This window comes from Trichodesmium erythraeum IMS101 (genome assembly GCF_000014265.1).
In the GTDB taxonomy this organism is placed as follows: domain Bacteria; phylum Cyanobacteriota; class Cyanobacteriia; order Cyanobacteriales; family Microcoleaceae; genus Trichodesmium; species Trichodesmium erythraeum.
Genome location: NC_008312.1, coordinates 7,112,294 through 7,131,611 on the forward strand (window position 1 = coordinate 7,112,294; position 19,318 = coordinate 7,131,611).

Sequence of the window (19,318 nt, forward strand, 5' to 3'; positions counted from 1 at the left end):
TATGCTCCTCAAAAAAACCAAGCGATCGCTCTGACCAGAAGTAGTTGTCTCAACAATGAACCAACCCCTAAATTATTAATTCCTCTGCTGATGCTAACAGCTAATTTGTTAAGTTTATCTTGCAGAAAAGCTGGGCTAACATTCTGAGACCCAACCTACAGGGCTTCCAACTTTTGACCTTTAAACCTTAACTAAAAAGACAATCAAACTATCAACTTCTGAAACAATTCATGGTCCCGAATATTATCAAAATCAGGTTCATTTTTTGCCATCTTTTGAGACTTTTTACCATTCAAACTAACAGCCTTTTCAAAACTTTTTAAAGCCATATCAACATCACCCTTTAAACTATAACAACGAGCCTGATTATACCAAGCACTAAAAAAGTCAGGTTGAATCTTTACAGCATTATCAAAACAAGCGATCGCCTCTCCATAAATTCCCAACTTCATCAAACAAGCACCGCGATTATTCCAAGCATCACCATAATCATTTTTAATAGCAATTGCCTGATTATAAGACTTAACTGCCTCCTGATATTTTTGAATTTTTGCCAAACAAACACCCCTATTATTCCAAGCATCTGCATAATCAGGTTTAACCTTAATTCCTTGCTCAAAAGAATTAATTGCCTCTTGATAATGCTGCAATTCTATCAAACAAACACCCCTATTATTCCAAGCATCCGCATAATCAGCCCGAATTTGTAAAGCTCGATCATAAGAAGAAATTGCCTCATCAAATATCTTTAATCTTGTCAAAGCCACACCCCGATTATTCCAAACATCCGCCATTTTTGGATGAATTTTTAAAGCTTGATTATAAGCATTAATAGCCTCCTTAAACTGACCCGAAAAGAAAAAAGTATCAGCTTTTTTTGCATAGTCTTTCGCCATCATTAAAGGCTCAGAATTATCACCTTGTTCAGAAGAAAATTGAATCAAAGTATCCTGTTGAAGTTGTTCAATTTTTTCCTCAGCCTTGCCACTTTCTACCCTCAATTCATCTAAAATAACCTGAGTATCAACAATAATTTGTTTAAGTTGAGATACTGTATCATATTTAAAACTATCAATCTCTTGTTTTGTAACATCAACTTTGTGAGCTAACTTTGCCTGAAGAAACCAAATCCAAACTGCCGCTGAAGCCGGGAAAAAAGTCAAAACAATTAGAAAAACACTAAGTAATGACATAGCATGACGAAAAGTATAATCTACCTCCTCTCGGACACCATCGCGAATTTCTTCTCTTAGTTTAAAATCTTCAACTTGTTCTTGGTTTTGACTCAAAAAAATCAAAGATTTTCTTTTTTGATAATTATCAAAACTTTGATTTTGACCATAAGCAATACTGTCACTCATAGAAACTATAACAGTTAAAATTAGAGTAGAAACTAACCTAAGCAAACTCAGAGTAAAACCCTTATAACCCTTCTCAAAATAATTATCATTAGGTCTAAAACCCCAAATTTTCCAGCCAATTTTTTTTCGAGAAATTATCAAACTCTGATTACAAAAAAAATTTCTGAGTTCCTTAACCCTGTTCCCTTTAATTATTTTCATTACCTTTTAAAAGCCCAGATTAACTAATAATATTTTCATCCATAGAATTAATTCTAATTAGGAATTGCCCATTAAACCCAAAGGCACTTAAATATAATAACTTTAGCCTTCGTATCAGGAAAAAAAGTAGAATTTTTTTAGATTATCAAACCAAAAATATCAGTATTTTAAGCAGACAAAGCTAGAAAAATTAAGAGATAAATTTCCAACTACATCCTCTGTAATTCCTTTAACTCTATACAGACATTCTATAGAAAGCCCCTATCTACTTTTGACTACCACCTTCAACCATAAGACAAACTTCAGCAAACCCTAATTACAGCATCAGATCGGATATGAGATATACAAAAAATCAATAGTCAAACTATTGTATTATAGGCATCTTATACCAATACCAACTTACTTTAAAGACGTCACAAATAGTTGCCAACTTTAAATGTAAAATAATTTCCTAAAATCACTGAGAGCATCAAAGACTTAAGCATATAAACCTTAAACTTTTAAATTTAAATGCATCACCTCCGTGAAACAGTCTTAGCCCCTAAAATTGTGCCTTACCAGCAAGAGAAATGCTGTATCAAACCCCTAATAAACTGATAGTAAAATAAATAACAGTAGATTCAACATTAACGTGATATAATCCGAAATAAATATATTTTTTATTTATTCTCTATTTTCTGATCCATCTTCCCTAATACCTAGGAAATTTATATGTAAAGTCCCTAAGTATTCCCTATCCCCTAAAACCATCAATATTATGTATTATATCAAGTATAAAATTGCAAATTAGCAATAGACAAAACTTAGGCAAAATTCTTATAGAAATAATGAATTTATGCAACTTTTGTTTAACTTTTGACTTTTAAGTTTTGAGTGAAAATAATGTCTGAATGGATTGAAATTGGTAAAATTGTTGCACCTCAAGGTTTGAAAGGAGACTTACGAGTATATCCTAGCTCAGACTTTCCAGAAAGATTCACCGAACCCGGAAAAAGGTGGTTATTATCACCGGGTCAAGTAGAACCGATATCTATCGAATTACTGAGTGGTCGTTATGTTCCTGGTAAAGGGTTATATGTAATAGAATTAGCAGGAATTAAAAGCCGCCAACAAGCTGAAGCATTAAGAAATAGCCAGTTATTGATTGAAAAAGGCGATCGGCCTCAACTTGAAGCTGATGAATTTTATGTACCAGACTTAATTGGTTTAACAGTTATTAATCAATTAAACGGGAAAACTATTGGCAAAGTTATTAATATTATTTTTGCAGGAAATGACTTATTAGAAGTCGAAAAAATCTCTACAGATACCCCTGTTATTTCTGAAGTTGTTGAAAATAATTTACCTTCAAAAAGTAAGAGAAGTAGAGACACAAAGAATCAGAAAAAAAATCAATCCCCCCCATCAAAAAAAATTCTAATTCCCTTTGTCAAAGAAATTGTACCGATAGTTAATTTTGAACAAAGTATCATTGAAATTACTCCTCCTGATGGCTTAATTGACCTGTAATATTATTTGACAGATATTTGACAGAAGTTAACACCATCCTTACCCCGTAAGAGGAGAAATTATGCATTAATAAATTAAGATATTATCAGCTCAAAACTTTGACAACCTCAGTAATTTTAGGAAATCATTTCACACATTATATTTTGAAACTATAACCTAAGCATTTAGCAGGCAGCTATCAGCTATCAGCTATCAGCTAAAAGGAGGAATTAACCTCCAAAAAGAATTAAAAATCTGACACCGAAAAGAAGATCAGCTCAACTGCATCTTGTTGCATAGTATGACCTAAGAAAAGCCCTTGAGCTGACTGCTAATAACTAAATGCTTATAGGAAATTTAATCAACTTAGTTTTTGAGCAAGTCTAGTATATTAGATTTATTCGTATATTCGTGCTAAAAATAAGCATCGTGCTTGACTCCTTCAAATTAGCTGAAATTCCTGAACAGCAGGTAAAAAATTTTTATTTTCATGGTTAGAACGACTAAGTTTAATCAGAACAAACCTTTGTAGTGGCGTCAGATTTTTCCATTGATCTAACTTAATTTTAATACCTACTTCTTGTGCTTTTTTCTGAACTATTTCTGGAATTTTAGTCTCATCCATCCAAGCCGGATTTTTTTCAACAGATAAATCTTTAGCAGGAGTATCTGTATGGTCAATTACTAACTGATGTAGCCATACTCGATAACTTTGAATTTCTTCTAATTTACTGCAAGGTTTATTCACTAACTCTTGACGAATTAAATGATTAAATTGATGCCAGTGGGATAATTTTAATTTTACTCCACAGGTATCTAATTTATAGCGTACTATCATAGGAATACACCGTAAAGATTCTACAAAGTCTTGCTCAAAATCAAAATAATTTTCACTCATATATATCATGTTCCTATTCTATAATTATTTGTAAAAGTTGAGAAATATCTACAAAGTCTTGCTCAAAATCAAAATAATTTTCACTCATATATATCATGTTCCTATTCTATAATTATTTGTAAAAGTTGAGAAATATCTACAAAGTCTTGCTCAAACTCAAAATAATTTTCACTCATATATATCATGTTCCTATTCTATAATTATTTGTAAAAGTTGAGAAATATCTACCTTATATTTAAGATTTTTCTCAAACTCAAAGCTTCTTCCTATTTCATGACTACCCAATAACTAAAGTGTTCTTCTTTACCTCCATTATAAAATACTGATGTCACCAAATTTTATATTATACCAAAGGTGAAAAAAGAATACAGATCTAAGCCAAATATCAATTTTAATAATGATATTAAATTTGTTATTTTTTTTTGCGACTAACAGTAAAAATATCTGCTCATATAAATCTCATCATAATCAACCCAATAGAAGCAGAAATTCCCAACATAAAATTATAGTTTTTGACTGAATATAGTCCAGATGAAAACCTTCCAAAGAGTATATTCCGGATAAAATTTTCATAGCTTACTATTACTATAATTTTTTATTTCATATAGTATTTTTTTTTGATAGTTGATAGATAAAAAATTTCATCAAAAACTATCCCTGATTTATAAATAAATTTCTGTAGATAAATTTCTGTAGATAAATTTCTATAGATAAATTTCTGTAGATAAATTTCTATAGATAAATTTCTGTAGATAAATTTCTGTAGATAAATTTCTGTAGATAAATTTCTGTAGATAAATGTCTGTAGATAAATTTCTGTAGATAAATTTCTGTAGATAAATTTCTGTAGATAAATTTCTGTAGATAAATTTCTGTAGATAAATTTCTGTAGATAAATGTCTGTAGATAAATTTCTATAGATAAATGTCTGTAGATAAATGTCTGTAGATAAATTTCTGTAGATAAATTTCTGTAGATAAATGTCTGTAGATAAATTTCTATAGATAAATGTCTGTAGATAAATTTCTGTAGATAAATTTCTGTAGATAAATGTCTGTAGATAAATGTCTGTAGATAAATGTCTGTAGATAAATGTCTGTAGATAAATTTCTGTAGATAAATGTCTGTAGATAAATGTCTGTAGATAAATTTCTGTAGATAAATTTCTATAGATAAATGTCTGTAGATAAATGTCTGTAGATAAATTTCTGTAGATAAATTTCTGTAGATAAATGTCTGTAGATAAATTTCTGTAGATAAATTTCTGTAGATAAATTTCTGTAGATAAATGTCTGTAGATAAATTTCTGTAGATAAATGTCTGTAGATAAATGTCTGTAGATAAATGTCTGTAGATAAATTTCTGTAGATAAATGTCTGTAGATAAATGTCTGTAGATAAATTTCTGTAGATAAATGTCTGTAGATAAATTTCTGTAGATAAATTTCTGTAGATAAATTTCTGTAGCCTTATCCTCTAAATGTACTGTTAATAATTTTGGAAAATATTTATTACATAGAGATTTTTTTTGCTGTTTATCATATAACACTTGTTGTGTAAAAGCAGCTAAGTGACTGTTCTTAAACCAGGAAAAATTCTGTTAATAAACCCATCAATTTATAAGTTTTAAAAGGATATTTTTTTACTCTTACTTAGATTCAATCTAAAAATCTAACTTGATATTAATTTAAATCTAATAACTAAATTACTAAAGATTGCTGTACTAATTATTTATCATAAAAACCCCATACAATTTTATTAACCATTCTCCAGAAAAAACTAAATTTATTCTTCAAAATTTAAAAATAACTTATTCATAAAATAATGCTCTTGACTTTAAGTATAGTATATGATAAAAATACAATAAAAAAAATATCTAAACCTTTGACTTTTGATTTAGTAAATAGGTATGATAAGAGAATAATCTGAAAATAAACAAAAGGAAAAAATGCGAATATTGATTATGGGTGGTACCCGATTCATTGGGGTATATTTAACTAAAATTTTGGTAGAAAAAGGGCATGAAGTTGTATTATTTAATCGCGGAAATAAACCAGCTCCAGTCTCAGGAATTAAAGAAATTTATGGGGATAGGACTGATATTAATCAACTCAAAGAAAAGTTAGCATCAGAAAAATTTGATGCTATTTTTGATAATAACGGACGAAAATTAAGTGACACAAAACCTCTAGCAGAAATCTTTAAAGGTCAAGTCAAACATTTCGTCTATATGAGTTCTGCCGGAGTTTATTTAAAGTCTGACCAAATGCCTCATATTGAAGGAGATACTATAGATCCAAAAAGTCGTCATTTAGGAAAATATGAAACAGAAACAGAATTAGCAAATCAAGGTTTACCCTGGACTTCTATTCGCCCTACTTATATTTATGGACCACAAAATTATAATGATTTAGAAGCATGGTTTTTTGACAGAATTGTACGCGATCGCCCAATTCCTATTCCTGGTAATGGACTTCATATTACTCAATTAGGTCATGTCAAAGATTTAGCAATGGCAATGGTAAATATTTTAGGAAATGACAAAGCAATTGGGCAAATTTATAATATTTCTGGAGAACGTTTTATCACCTTTGATGGTTTAGCCCGCTCCTGTGCTGAAGCCACTGGAAAATCTCCTGATTCTATTAAGTTAGTACATTACGACCCGAAGAAATTTGACTTTGGAAAAAAGAAAGCTTTTCCATTACGAATGCAACATTTTTTTGCCAGTATAAATAAAGCAATAACTGAATTAAATTGGCAACCAAAATATGACTTAATTTCTGGATTAAAAGATTCATTTGAAAATGACTTTATAGCATCTGGTCGTGCTCAAGCAGAAGTAGATTTTTCCATTGATGATGAAATTTTGAAAGTGTAAGTTTGAGGTAATTAATAGTAGGTGGTGCAGTGGGAATTTAAGAGTTAAACTAAAAAATGTACTCAACAATGTAATTTTGGTAGTCCTACTCCTGTAGGTTTAGCAATGCCTAGTAAAGGCTGCCCAACCCCAAAACCAAAATAATGACAATAGACCACCCAATGCACCACAAATATATTTCCCTTACCCCAAAATAGTAGTTGCTTGGCATTTTCGCCCTGGAAAAATATGAAAGTGCCGTTACATAAGATTTTATCTATCTGAAACACGACTATGGCAGACAAGATGGTCGTGCTACAGAGAGTCAAAAAGCTTCTCACCCCCTAAACAACCTCAGTTGATAACATTTTCATTGTACCGCTCGCCGTCTATATCCACCTCTACTCTCAAGGTTACTGTAAACTGATCCCGAATATAACCCATCATTGTACCATACCAAGCAGAAATACCCAGAGGTCAAATGTGATCGAGCAAAGCCTGCAATAAAGTTAAGGTCAGAAAATTATTTTCGCGATCAAAACATTTAATACACTGCGCAACCGTTCAACTACTGCAAAATGACAATTAAATTTAACTGAGTCAACATGCTATCCACCCGATCAACATCTTCTCCCACCTCTTCTACAAACAAAATTTTCCCTCACCAGTCTGGCAAAAAATTCGAGCCCATCATCCCTGCTAACACAGACAAGTTTCCCCCCAGTAGTCGACCCCTTCCTTTTCCATCTGTGATAGTTTCCGCAATATTTCTAGGAGCTTGTCAGCTCATCGCTTTTTCTTGGCAAAATGACAACTAAATTTAACTGAGTCAACATGCTATCCACCCGATCAACATCTTCTCCCACCTCTTCTACAAACAAAATTTTCCCTCACCAGTCTGGCAAAAAATTCGAGCCCATCATCCCTGCTAACACAGACAAGTTTCCCCCCAGTAGTCGACCCCTTCCTTTTCCATCTGTGATAGTTTCCGCAATATTTCTAGGAGCTTGTCAGCTCATCGCTTTTTCTTGGCAAAATGACAACTAAATTTAACTGAGTCAACATGCTATCCACCCGATCAACATCTTCTCCCACCTCTTCTACAAACAAAATTTTCCCTCACCAGTCTGGCAAAAAATTCGAGCCCATCATCCCTGCTAACACAGACAAGTTTCCCCCCAGTAGTCGACCCCTTCCTTTTCCATCTGTGATAGTTTCCGCAATATTTCTAGGAGGTTGTCAGCTCATCGCTTTTTCTTCAAACAGTATATCTTTGAGATAAGCAACAGAAAATTTATTCCAGATAGATGTAGCAGAGGAACCGTGAAATGTCACCAGACCACTGCCAGGATATATTGCCAATAATAGAGCAGTAATATCGCTGTAGTCGATGATAATTTTAGGATTTTTCCGAATTAAGTTATAGTTTAATAATGATAAGATACGACTGCTACCCCAACCACTTCTGCTTGTTATCAATGCTTTGACCTCCTCATCCGCAAACATAGTATTAATATCTGCTGCACAGTCTATATCCTTACCTGCTAAATATCCATATTTATCGAGAGTATGGGTAGCAACTTTGACTTTTAATTTTTGTTTACTTAAAATCAAGTTTATATATTTAAGTTCGTGTTTAAAAGCTATGCTGGTAAAACTAACTAATGCTACGGTATCACCAACTTTAAAGCGGGTTGCTTTCAGCATGGGTAAAGGCGATACTGCTGATATAATGATTTGGAAATGGTTATTTATAGCAGTAACTTTGGTCGTCAATAAACTTAGACCTAGAAATTTTAAAAAGTAACGGCGATGGTTAATTTTCTGGGAAAAGTTAGATGAGAATTAACTGAGTTCAGCAAGCAGCAGGAAGAATAGAAAACAATCATAATATTACTACATATTATGCCAGAAAAATAAATTGTTTACAAAATTTGCTCTTTGATGAATAGCTACTAATATTTATTCAGGATGAAGTACTCAGGAGTCATAATAAATAGTTTAAATATTATTTTATTGGTATAAATTTCTTTTTTTAATCAAAGGTAAATCAGATAGAATATAATTTTTATATCCCGATAATTGGCAACATTTTTTTCAGGAAAAAATCGTATTAATTTTGAGATGAAATAAGCAGTAAATTTACTAAGAAATAATCAGCATCTTAATTTTGAATATTCAGAATTTATTATGATGATTTTTTCATAATAGCGAAACTAAAATTAATAATAATTACTATGAGATATTTCCTCTAAATAATGAGTATATTAATTTTGAGTTGCCAGAATTTATTGTGATTATTTTTTCACAATAGCAAAACTGAAATTAACAATAATTACTATGAGATATTTTCTCTAAATAATGAATATATTAATTTTGAGTTGCCAGAATTTATTGTGATTATTTTTTCACAATAGCAAAACTGAAATTAACAATAATTACTATGAGATATTTTCTCTAAATAATAAATATATTAATTTTGAGTTGCCAGAATTTATTGTGATTATTTTTTCATAATAGCGAAACTAAAATTAATAATAATTACTATGAGATATTTTCTCTAAATAATGAATATATTAATTTTGAGTTGCCAGAATTTATTGTGATGATTTTTTCATAATAGCAAAACTAAAATTAATAATAATTACTATGAGATATTTTCTCTAAATAATGAATATATTAATTTTGAGTTGCCAGAATTTATTGTGATGATTTTTTCATAATAGCGAAACTAAAATTAATAATAATTACTATGAGATACTTCCTCTAAATAATGAATATATTAATTTTGAGTTGCCAGAATTTATTGTGATTATTTTTTCACAATAGCAAAACTGAAATTAACAATAATTATTATGAGATACTTCCTCTAAATAATAAATATATTAATTTTGAGTTGCCAGAATTTATTGTGATTATTTTTTCATAATAGCAAAACTAAAATTAATAATAATTACTATCAGATATTTTCTCTAAATAATGAATATATTAATTTTGAGTTGCCAGAATTTATTGTGATGATTTTTTCACAATAGCAAAACTAAAATTAACAATAATTATTATGAGATATTTCCTCTAAATAATGAGTATATTAATTTTGAGTTGCCAGAATTTATTGTGATTATTTTTTCACAATAGCAAAACTGAAATTAACAATAATTACTATGAGATACTTCCTCTAAATAATGAGTATATTAATTTTGAGTTGCCAGAATTTATTGTGATTATTTTTTCACAATAGCAAAACTGAAATTAACAATAATTACTATGAGATATTTCCTCTAAATAATGAGTATATTAATTTTGAGTTGCCAGAATTTATTGTGATTATTTTTTCACAATAGCAAAACTGAAATTAACAATAATTACTATGAGATAATTCCTCTAAATAATGAGTATATTAATTTTGAGTTGCCAGAATTTATTGTGATTATTTTTTCACAATAGCAAAACTGAAATTAACAATAATTACTATGAGATATTTTCTCTAAATAATGAATATATTAATTTTGAGTTGCCAGAATTTATTGTGATTATTTTTTCACAATAGCAAAACTGAAATTAACAATAATTACTATCACTTAATTCTCATTTTTATATAGAGCGATCGCTAACAGAGTAATACGGTTTATATCAAACTAAAACTTTTATGATGTGGAACCATAATTAGTAGCTATTCAGATTACATAAATGCAAAAAAACATCCTTACTTGAACTATATTAAATTATATCAGAGATATTTTAGCGATCGCCATGTCAAGGTTGATAAATGTTTATTACAAATAGTAAGGACGTTGTATACAACGTCCAGACAGAATACCGAAGTTTAATTAAATCTTGAAAAAAAGGGTAAGTGGGTTTTAATATTTATTCTATATTCAAATTAATTCTTCTCTTATTAAGTTAAATACTGAAATTTTAACTACTACTTAAAACCAATTTTTTTTGATGCAGCAAGAGTAATAGCACCCACAATAATTTTATGTTCTTGCACTTGAATTTTCTGGTGGAGAGTTTCTGGTGTATCATCAAGCAAAATTGGTACAGCAGCCTGCATTAAAATCGGACCATTATCGACTTCTACATCCACTAAATGTACTGTACAACCAGTTATTTTTACTCCTGCATTTAAAGCTTGTTCAACTGCTTCTATACCCTTAAAACTAGGCAACAAACTAGGATGAATATTGATGATTTGATTAGGAAAAGCATCTATTAAAATTTTAGTAACTATTCGCATCCAACCAGCCATAATCACCCACTCTACATTGTATTCTTGTAAAGTTTTGACAATTTGACTATCAAATTCTTCTCGGTTTTTGTATTTTCGATGATTTAACAATACTGATGGAACATTCCACTTTTCTGCTCGTGATGTAACCTTAGCTCCAGGATTGTTATAAATCATTACCTGAATTTTGGCATTTAATTTTTGATTACTTATCGCTTCTGCAATAGCCTCAAAATTACTCCCATTACCAGAAGCTAGAATCCCCAATTTTATAGGAGAAAATTTTGGCAAAGCATTTTCAGGAATAGCTGGAGAAACTAAACAAGAATTAGAATTAATTAGTTGAGTTTCAGTTTTCATTTTGTGTAAAATACAATAGTGTAAATTATTTAAATTATACAGTATTATAGTCATATTTACAACTAATAATCTAGGTTTTTTTATACATTAATAAAAATATGTATTTTTTAAATATTAAAAGTCAAATATTATGTAAGAATTAAGGCATTAAATTATTACAATTATTACTAGAATATTTTTGTCAAAATAGTTTTTCAAAATCTTTTTTTTGAGACAAAAATAGGCAATAAAATTGAAGTGCATAGTAAACATTCAGCATACTAGAAAGATAATTTCATCTTAGTCTGCTATAGTGATCATAGGCAAGATACCTGTGCTACTGAGATCAAATTCCCGATGCATACTAACTATATATAGTTTTAATATATAATATGTAAAGTTTTGGAGTAAGTATTAATATGCACTATTATATAGGTAAATAATTAGTATTAAGTATTAACCGAATCAGAGATTGTTTACAATGGATGAAAGCCACATACTGTAGTAGATATTTTAATAGGATAATCGTATTTTTTAGCACTAAATTCTTCCTTGAGAATCGAATAAATTTTTAAATCTTGATATTTTCCCTTCATAAATATACATTCTCGTAGAACACCCTCATATTTCATTCCTACTTTTTCCATGACTCTGGCAGAAGCTATATTTTCAATCAAACATCTAGCTTCAATTCTATTTAACATCATCGTTCTAAAGCCAAAATAAATAATAGCATTAACCACCTCAGTCATATAACCTTTTCCCCAATATTTCCGAGACAATGTATAACCAATTTCTGCCCTAGAGTGTTCTATCTTCCAGTCAATAAATCCAGCAGTACCAATAAATTTTTGCCCTGCTTTGTGAACAATACCCCAGTTAGAAAGCTGATTATTTTTATAGTTGTTAATTGTATATTGTAAAAACAACTTAGTATCTTTAATTGAGTTATGAGTATACCAACCTGTATATTTTGAAACTTGTGAATCCTGAGTATATTCAAACATATCTTTTGCATCTTTAAAAGACATTTTTCTCAACAAAATTCGTTCAGTTTCAATAGTTGGTAAATTCCTAAAAAGATCCAAAGTCTTCAATTTTTTTAATCTCCTAATTTTATAGACAAACTAAATTATTTAACCATAACAATATATTCTTAGTCAAGTATGATACTAATGGTCATTTTTTTTCATAATAAAAACATCAAATCTTCTAAAAATATCAATATTTTTTATTGGACAATATAAATTTATAAATATCTCAAAACCTCTGTTTTAAGCCATATTATTTTAGTATCAAGTTGTTGAAAAGTTGGGCGCAAAAGTTCAGATTGCAAATAGAAAAATGCGTCTGGCAAATCAGGTTTTGTATTATCTTTGCTTGGTAAGTATTACATAGTAGGCAAAGTCTTCTTTGCAGTCAGCCTTAGTGCTTCATATGGAACGGATATATTAGTCATATTATTTTTCTCAACCTAGTTTCTATAATCAGGACTTACCCAAGCACATTATATATAGTATGCTGTCATATTAAATTGTCAATACTATAACGAGTTGTTTTTCGGAATTAAAATATCCTTCAATTAAGTAGAACTATTAAAGATATACTTTATTACAGATTGAGGTGAGTGCATCTTATCTGTTTCTAACAACGCAAAAATTTGAGCGACAAGCTCAGTTGAATGAACCTTTAAACCTTCAGCAAGTTTTAAAACCACTTTCCAATGTAGAAATTTTCAACCCCCCTTCTAACTCATTAATGTATGTACGATGAGCAGCAGCATCAAAATCTTCTTGTAACAACTCTTCTAGTTATCTCTATGCAGCAAACACCTTACCAAAAACTTGATTAATAGATTTTTTCATCTCTGCATACTATTGCATTCGCAACCTATATTCTACAGGCAATAGTATGCAATTTATAACACAAAAAGTAAAAAAAAAACGATTTCAACCCTATATATAGTTATATTTAGCTATAATTAACCCTATATATACTTAATTATGTAAATAATTGTACCTCTATCAAAAAGTGGAGATAAACCTCAGCATACCCCCACTCAAAAACTAAAATTTTACCCCAACTAAACCGTCTCTGCAGCAGTAGTCTGTACAGCAGGTTGCGGTTGGAATTGGAACAAAGAATAAACCACATTTCGGCGAATATCCGTCATCATATCCAAGAACAACTCATAACCCTCACTCTTATACTCTATCAACGGATCTTTCTGTCCATAACCCCGTAAACCAACAGACTCCCGTAACGCATCCATCTGCTGTAAATGCTCCCGCCACAAAGTATCAATTTGCTGCAAAATAAAGAAACGTTCCGCATCTCGCATCAAACCACCACGAATCTGATTTACCTGTGCTTCCTTAATATCATAAGCATTCCTTACCTGTTCATGCATAAAAGTCCTAATATCTTCCATCGACAAATCAAACAATTGCTCAGGGGTTAAATCTGCCAACAAGTAAACAAACTGCTTCACCTTCTCTACCAACTTATCCAACTCCCACTCTTCCGAAGGTAACTCAGGATTAATATACGCCTCCACAATATCATCCATCGTTTGCTCCGCATACTTAATCACCTGCTCCTTCAAATCTCTACCTTCCAATACCCGCCGACGTTCCGCATAAATTGCTCGACGTTGATTATTCATCACTTCATCATACTCAAACACCTGCTTACGCATATCGTAATAATAAGTTTCCACCTTCTTTTGGGCACCTTCGAGAGAACGAGTTAACAACCCAGACTCAATTGGCATATCTTCCTCAACCCCAAACGCCTGCATCATTCCAGCAACGCGATCGCCACCAAAAATCCTTAATAAGTTATCTTCCAAACTCAAGAAAAATCTAGTCGAACCTGGGTCCCCTTGTCGCCCCGCTCTTCCCCGTAACTGATTATCAATGCGGCGTGACTCGTGGCGCTCAGTACCAATAACGTGCAATCCACCACATCCCACTACTTGGTTATGTTCTCTCTCTATGTAGTTTTCATATTCTTGCCGAATTAAGTTATAAACTTCCCGCAACTTTTCAATAACTGGTTCAGTAGTCGGAGCTTTTTCCGCAGCGATCGCCACCTTATCTTCCACCACCAACTCAGGCAGCGCTCTCTCTCCCCACTCTTTAACTGCCAAATTTACTGCTAGCTTCAACATTCCCTCCGTTTCTTGTGATAGCTTAACTGGAAATATCTGAGGTGAAACTTTCCAGGTCTTCACCTTTTGCTGGGGATCAAAACCTTTTGCTACATGAGACTTTTTCAGTCCTGATACTCTTACCATACCCAAACCATCATCATCTTCTGGTTTCACAACTTTAGGCATTAGATACTCCCGTAATTTCAACTTTGCCATGTACTCAGCATTTCCACCCAAAATAATATCTGTACCTCGACCTGCCATATTCGTGGCAATAGTGACTGCACCGCCACGACCTGCTTGTGCGACAATTTCTGATTCACGCTCCACATTTTCTGGTTTAGCATTCAAAAGTTGGTGGGGAATTTTCCCCTCACCTAGTAACCTAGATAGTAACTCTGATTTTTCTACACTCGTTGTACCTACTAACACTGGACGACCTTCTTTATGCATTTCTGCACATTCTTGAGCGATAGACTTCCATTTTCCTACTTCTGTTTTATAAACTACATCTGATAAATCTTTTCTACCAGTTGGTTTATTCGTGGGTATAATTGTTACTTGTAAATTATAAATCTTTTCAAATTCTGCTTCTTCTGTTTTTGCCGTTCCTGTCATTCCCGATAACTTCGGATAAAGTAGAAAGAAATTCTGATAAGTAATAGTTGCCAGGGTTTGGGTTTCTGGCTGAATATCCACCCTTTCTTTCGCCTCGATCGCCTGATGTAGACCATCACTCCATCGTCGCCCAGGCATTACCCTACCAGTAAATTCATCAACAATAACTACTTCATCATCTCGGACAATATAGTTAACATCTTTGATAAATAATTCCTTTGCCTTCAAAGCATTAAATACAAAATGGGCCCAAGGGTCTTCAGGGTTATATAAATCTTGTACTGCCAATAATTGTTCTGCTTCAGCAAAACCCTCATCACTCAATAGAACATTTCTGGCTTTTTCATCTACTTCATAATGTTCTTTTTCTTTACTTAAAGCTGCTGCAATTTCTGCTGCTTTGATATACTTTTCACTTGGCCTTTCTACCTGCCCAGAAATAATTAAAGGAGTCCTTGCCTCATCTACTAATACTGAGTCAACTTCGTCAATAATGCAAAAATTAAATGGACGTTGTACTACTTCCTCCATATTAGTTGCCATATTATCACGCAAGTAGTCAAATCCAACTTCGCTGTTAGTAGCATAAGTAATATCACAGGTATAATTTTTTTTCCGTTCTTCTGGATTCATACCCTGTTGAATTAACCCTACACTTAAACCTAGAAAACGATGTACTTGTCCCATCCATTCCGCATCCCGTCTTGCTAGGTAGTCATTAACAGTAATTACATGGACACCTTTACCTGTTAGACCATTTAAGTATGCTGGTAAAGTAGCAACAAGAGTTTTACCCTCCCCAGTTTTCATTTCTGCTATTTGGCCTTGATGTAAAATAATGCCCCCCAATAGTTGGACATCAAAGTGTCGCATACTTAGGACTCGTTTTCCTGCTTCTCGAACCACTGCAAAAGCTTCCGGTAGAATTTCTTCTAATATTGCTTTTTCTTCATCCTTAGTTTTTGCTTTTTCTAGAGCTTGTCTAAATTCTCCTGTTTTAGCCTTGAGTTCTTCATCTGAAAGTTTTTGAATATCTTCTTCAAGAATATTAATATCTGTTACCCAAGGTTGAAATTTCTTGAGTTTGCGTGCGTTGGGGTCTCCCAGAAGTTTTTTGAACATGGTTGGTATCTAAAAGTTAAATTTCAATTATTAATAGTCAAAAAAATGATTCTTTATACCATTTAATTTTTATTTTGTCAATATAATTCTTGTCTGAGTTTAATCAGTATTAGAACTATTTGGTTGTCAAAAAATTGGTATGAGTTATTTTATCAAAAATTTACGGGTCTAAAAGCTCGGCTGATTGGGTATAGGTGTTAGGATTACAAAAGTTAGGATCATGCGTTGCGTAATCAAAACTTTTTCTACTTATTCTGCCTGGGGACAGTTAGTAGACCTTCAAAAAAGTCTGTGGAGATTTCCGTAGTGCTTGAGAGCAATGAATGTTAGTCTGACTAATAATACCAATTAAAAAAATATTATAAATAGATATAGATAAGAGTAATTGAATAAAGAAAAGCAATACTCGATTTACCCAGGAACAAGGAGGGATTGATCCTGAGGCCGAAAATCTGAAATTATGGCCTTCTTAGGGAGCCGTAAAGTAATCCCAGTTAAGTGGCTCTCATTCAGGAAGTCCTGAAGATCAACTTCTGCATAAGCCCCTCCTAGCTTCTGCCAACTTATAAAAATTTTTTAGTCCTACTTAAACATTTTCTGGCCGCCAAAATGTATCAAAGTCAGTTAATACCAGGAAATTAGGTCAAGACCCTAAAAATGACTAAAATCCCTACTTATTAAGGATTTAGACTTTATTGACCTCACAGCCAATTTCCCTCTATATTTAAGTCTATTTTCTTCCTCCCTGGCCTTAATCCTCGGTATTCCTGGGGTAACCCTAAGTATTGATAGCAAAAAGTTATTAAAATAATTTGGTCCCCTAACCTCACCTTTGAAGATGAAATATTTTTCAAGGGTTGCTCAAAATTACTGTAACAAAAACAACCTCTAACTTCTGACTTGAATATTATTCTGGCCTTACAGGGTTAAGAGTCCGAAAGTCAAAATCTTTGACTTTGGGATGACAATAAATACAACCTTTGATACTTAATTGTTGAGGAAGCTGGAGTTGAGGATGAAGTGCTTTGAAGTAACGGGAACTAGCAATTCTGTAAGGAATTCTTTCATCTTCCTGAGATTTGCGACGAGAAGAAACCTGTAAATAATTCCAAATAAGTTGACGGGGTGGATCTATAAGACTAGGAAACTGTACACCGTAGTGTTGAGAATCTCGAAGAATTATTTGCCAACTTTCTGTAGGGAGGACTTGAGGTGGTACTGCAACATGACAAGTAGCACAATTCTCTAAGTATAATGATAGTCCTAACCTATGGCGTTGGGGAACTACATCAACATTGCTAATTAACTCAGAATTAATTTGTGAAATGGTCGTGGCAGTAGAGATTTTTCCTACAACCAAAACGCACCTCGTACTGCAGAAAAATATCAGTAGTAACAGAAAAAAAAGAGTTGGCCTTTGTCTACACCTATTCCTGAGATTAGATCTTGACATAAATATAATCTCTGTGCTATTTTAAAACGATTTTTTGAACCTGACTAAAGAATTGGAATTGTCATACCCTCTTTTGCTACTAACCCATTAGAGAATATTGACTGGAGAGCCACTTGAACTTCATCCAATAAATCATCATTATGACCAGGATCGTGCTGAAACATAGCTATTTGTTTCACTCCTGCCTTTCTTGCTATTTCTACCCCTACTTCCCAAGTAGAATGTCCCAAGCCAATTTTTGGAGATTTAACATCATAATACTCTTCATTTGTGTAGGTAGCATCATAAATTAGTAAATCAGCATTACGAGATAAATGAAGTATATTTTCATCAAAGTAACCTTCATAATGTTCTGTATCTGGACAATAAACTACAGTTTTACCCTGCCAACACACTCTATATCCAATAGCAAAATTTGGGTGATTTAAAGAAATTGTTTCAATTTCAATATCATCAACCTGAATTACATCTCCATTATTAAAATCATAAAACTTCATCTGCGAACCCATTATTTGTAAAGGAATAGGAAAGTTAGGATGTACCATTTGATCCGATAAAGATTCCTTAATTGTTGTACCATCAGGTGCTATGGCCCCATATATGTGAAATTTATTAATAGGTAAAAAGGCCGGAACAAAAAATGGGAAACCTTGAATATGGTCCCAGTGGGTATGACTAAAAAATATATGAGCTTCGACTGGCATTTCCTTAAGTAGTTCTAAACCCAGCACTCTTAGGCCAGTACCTCCATCAAAAATTAAACGTTTTTCCCCTACACGCATTTCTACACAGGAGGTATTACCACCATAGCGAACTGTGCTGCTACCGGGGGTAGGTATACTACCTCGCACACCCCAGAATTCAACAACAAAGTCAGTTGACAAGCTGTCTGAGGGAGTAGCTGTTTCCTCAGACTGTGATATTGGGGATGAGGACTCTGAAGATAGCATATTTCTATGTTTTAGAATTTCGCTTAGTACGAAATCTGTGGAAAATTTCTTAATTTTAAATTTAGCTTATTCTAGCAAAATGGGTTATTACTTATTAGCTAGTATATCTTGACATAATCTAATATAATTTAGTACATAAAGCTCTACATTAATCACAAAATTTTTATTACCGATGTAAAGATACCTGAGATTTGTGTATCTATAACTACTAAAATTCAATAATATTAATGCATAGCAAAGCTGCTAAATTATCAGGAATAGTGACTAATTTTAGAGTTTAGATCCCAACAATGAAATTATTTTAACGTTCACACTTAAGAATTAGTATGAAAAAAAATTAAGTCAAAAGTCCCTTACTAAAAAAATATTCCTACTGTAATTGATGTAAATCTGTAGGTAAAAGTTTTTATTGACAATAAACTTTGATCAAAATTATTACTTTGGAGTAAAAATAATTTCTATGAAAGCTGAGGAACTGTTAATCAAAATACAAAAATTAGACTGAGTTCAACTTCAAGAAAAAGTATTAAAATGGCTTTCGGTTCATGTCCTTCCCTCTAAGATTAGACATATTCTCATGTTAGAAAAAATGGCAGAGGAACTAGCTGGCTATTATGGTCTAAACCAAGAAAGGGATAAACCTG

Annotated in this window: 16 protein-coding genes; 4 read left to right on the forward strand and 12 right to left on the reverse strand. The window is 32.1% G+C overall.

All coding sequences use genetic code 11. The annotated features are described in order from the left end of the window. Nucleotides 1-203: 203 nt before the first annotated feature. Complete coding sequence (locus TERY_RS22355) at nt 204-1,562, reverse strand: tetratricopeptide repeat protein (RefSeq protein ID WP_011613915.1); 1,359 nt, start codon at nt 1,560-1,562, stop codon at nt 204-206. An 882-nt stretch (nt 1,563-2,444) separates the two neighbouring features. On the opposite strand from TERY_RS22355, the gene rimM reads away from it, so the two are divergent. Next, nucleotides 2,445-3,071 (forward strand): ribosome maturation factor RimM, encoded by a 627-nt coding sequence (gene rimM, locus TERY_RS22360; protein ID WP_011613916.1) that lies wholly within the window; start codon nt 2,445-2,447, stop codon nt 3,069-3,071. Nucleotides 3,072-3,492: 421 nt separating this feature from the next. Here rimM and TERY_RS22365 read toward each other — a convergent pair whose 3' ends face one another. Both TERY_RS22365 and TERY_RS33905 read right to left on the reverse strand, forming a co-directional pair. Then, on the reverse strand, nt 3,493-3,948 hold the full coding sequence (locus TERY_RS22365) for a nitrate reductase associated protein (protein ID WP_011613917.1): 456 nt from the start codon (nt 3,946-3,948) through the stop codon (nt 3,493-3,495). A 732-nt stretch (nt 3,949-4,680) separates the two neighbouring features. Continuing rightward, nucleotides 4,681-5,496 (reverse strand): hypothetical protein, encoded by an 816-nt coding sequence (locus tag TERY_RS33905; RefSeq protein ID WP_011613918.1) that lies wholly within the window; start codon nt 5,494-5,496, stop codon nt 4,681-4,683. A 399-nt stretch (nt 5,497-5,895) separates the two neighbouring features. Between TERY_RS33905 and TERY_RS22370 the strand changes: the two genes are divergently transcribed. After that, nucleotides 5,896-6,828 (forward strand): NAD-dependent epimerase/dehydratase family protein, encoded by a 933-nt coding sequence (locus tag TERY_RS22370; protein ID WP_011613919.1) that lies wholly within the window; start codon nt 5,896-5,898, stop codon nt 6,826-6,828. Nucleotides 6,829-6,890: 62 nt separating this feature from the next. On the opposite strand, the gene TERY_RS22375 is transcribed toward TERY_RS22370, so the two are convergent. Both TERY_RS22375 and TERY_RS37705 read right to left on the reverse strand, forming a co-directional pair. Continuing rightward, nucleotides 6,891-7,136, reverse strand: coding sequence for a hypothetical protein (locus TERY_RS22375; RefSeq protein WP_196797141.1), 246 nt, complete (start codon nt 7,134-7,136; stop codon nt 6,891-6,893). Between the two features lie 239 nt (nt 7,137-7,375). Next, a complete protein-coding gene (locus TERY_RS37705; RefSeq protein WP_370497310.1) occupies nt 7,376-7,444 on the reverse strand; it encodes a hypothetical protein in 69 nt (22 codons plus the stop codon). Here TERY_RS37705 and TERY_RS33910 point away from each other — a divergent pair. Continuing rightward, nucleotides 7,413-7,625 carry a hypothetical protein gene (locus TERY_RS33910; RefSeq protein ID WP_155994581.1) on the forward strand — a complete coding sequence of 71 codons (213 nt, stop codon included), beginning with the start codon at nt 7,413-7,415 and terminating at the stop codon, nt 7,623-7,625. The genes TERY_RS37705 and TERY_RS33910 overlap by 32 nt on opposite strands. On the opposite strand, the gene TERY_RS37710 is transcribed toward TERY_RS33910, so the two are convergent. After that, on the reverse strand, nt 7,578-7,673 hold the full coding sequence (locus TERY_RS37710; protein ID WP_370497312.1) for a hypothetical protein: 96 nt from the start codon (nt 7,671-7,673) through the stop codon (nt 7,578-7,580). The genes TERY_RS33910 and TERY_RS37710 overlap by 48 nt on opposite strands. Here TERY_RS37710 and TERY_RS33915 point away from each other — a divergent pair. Beyond that, nucleotides 7,642-7,854: a hypothetical protein gene (locus TERY_RS33915; RefSeq protein WP_155994581.1), complete on the forward strand. Its 213-nt coding sequence runs from the start codon at nt 7,642-7,644 to the stop codon at nt 7,852-7,854. The two genes, TERY_RS37710 and TERY_RS33915, sit on opposite strands and share 32 nt — an antisense overlap. 192 nt (nt 7,855-8,046) lie before the next feature. Here the strand turns inward: TERY_RS33915 and TERY_RS25880 are convergent, their stop codons facing one another. The 6 genes from TERY_RS25880 to TERY_RS22405 all read right to left on the reverse strand — a co-directional run bounded on the left by TERY_RS25880 (nt 8,047) and on the right by TERY_RS22405 (nt 18,674). Then, nucleotides 8,047-8,514, reverse strand: coding sequence for an LD-carboxypeptidase (locus tag TERY_RS25880; RefSeq protein ID WP_011613921.1), 468 nt, complete (start codon nt 8,512-8,514; stop codon nt 8,047-8,049). A 2,218-nt stretch (nt 8,515-10,732) separates the two neighbouring features. Continuing rightward, complete coding sequence (purN, locus tag TERY_RS22385) at nt 10,733-11,398, reverse strand: phosphoribosylglycinamide formyltransferase (protein WP_044137011.1); 666 nt, start codon at nt 11,396-11,398, stop codon at nt 10,733-10,735. 455 nt (nt 11,399-11,853) lie between these two features. Then, nucleotides 11,854-12,474 (reverse strand): GNAT family N-acetyltransferase, encoded by a 621-nt coding sequence (locus TERY_RS22390; RefSeq protein ID WP_011613923.1) that lies wholly within the window; start codon nt 12,472-12,474, stop codon nt 11,854-11,856. A 986-nt stretch (nt 12,475-13,460) separates the two neighbouring features. After that, the gene (secA, locus tag TERY_RS22395; RefSeq protein ID WP_011613924.1) at nt 13,461-16,271 is read right to left on the reverse strand and encodes a preprotein translocase subunit SecA; all 2,811 of its coding nucleotides are present in this window, start codon (nt 16,269-16,271) and stop codon (nt 13,461-13,463) included. 907 nt (nt 16,272-17,178) lie between these two features. Next, nucleotides 17,179-17,631, reverse strand: a complete 453-nt coding sequence (locus tag TERY_RS22400; protein WP_370496124.1) for a diheme cytochrome c — start codon at nt 17,629-17,631, stop codon at nt 17,179-17,181. 137 nt (nt 17,632-17,768) lie between these two features. Further along, on the reverse strand, nt 17,769-18,674 hold the full coding sequence (locus tag TERY_RS22405; RefSeq protein WP_011613926.1) for an MBL fold metallo-hydrolase: 906 nt from the start codon (nt 18,672-18,674) through the stop codon (nt 17,769-17,771). Nucleotides 18,675-19,318: the final 644 nt, after the last annotated feature.

Excerpts from the sequence above, each read along its gene's own strand:
- TERY_RS22355 (WP_011613915.1), bottom strand. The coding sequence starts at position 1,562 with ATGAAAATAATTAAAGGGAACAGGGTTAAGGAACTCAGAAATTTTTTT.
- rimM (WP_011613916.1), top strand. The coding sequence starts at position 2,445 with ATGTCTGAATGGATTGAAATTGGTAAAATTGTTGCACCTCAAGGTTTG.
- TERY_RS22365 (WP_011613917.1), bottom strand. The coding sequence starts at position 3,948 with ATGAGTGAAAATTATTTTGATTTTGAGCAAGACTTTGTAGAATCTTTA.
- TERY_RS22370 (WP_011613919.1), top strand. The coding sequence starts at position 5,896 with ATGCGAATATTGATTATGGGTGGTACCCGATTCATTGGGGTATATTTA.
- TERY_RS33910 (WP_155994581.1), top strand. The coding sequence starts at position 7,413 with ATGCTATCCACCCGATCAACATCTTCTCCCACCTCTTCTACAAACAAA.
- TERY_RS33915 (WP_155994581.1), top strand. The coding sequence starts at position 7,642 with ATGCTATCCACCCGATCAACATCTTCTCCCACCTCTTCTACAAACAAA.
- TERY_RS25880 (WP_011613921.1), bottom strand. The coding sequence starts at position 8,514 with ATGCTGAAAGCAACCCGCTTTAAAGTTGGTGATACCGTAGCATTAGTT.
- purN (WP_044137011.1), bottom strand. The coding sequence starts at position 11,398 with ATGAAAACTGAAACTCAACTAATTAATTCTAATTCTTGTTTAGTTTCT.
- secA (WP_011613924.1), bottom strand. The coding sequence starts at position 16,271 with ATGTTCAAAAAACTTCTGGGAGACCCCAACGCACGCAAACTCAAGAAA.
- TERY_RS22405 (WP_011613926.1), bottom strand. The coding sequence starts at position 18,674 with ATGCTATCTTCAGAGTCCTCATCCCCAATATCACAGTCTGAGGAAACA.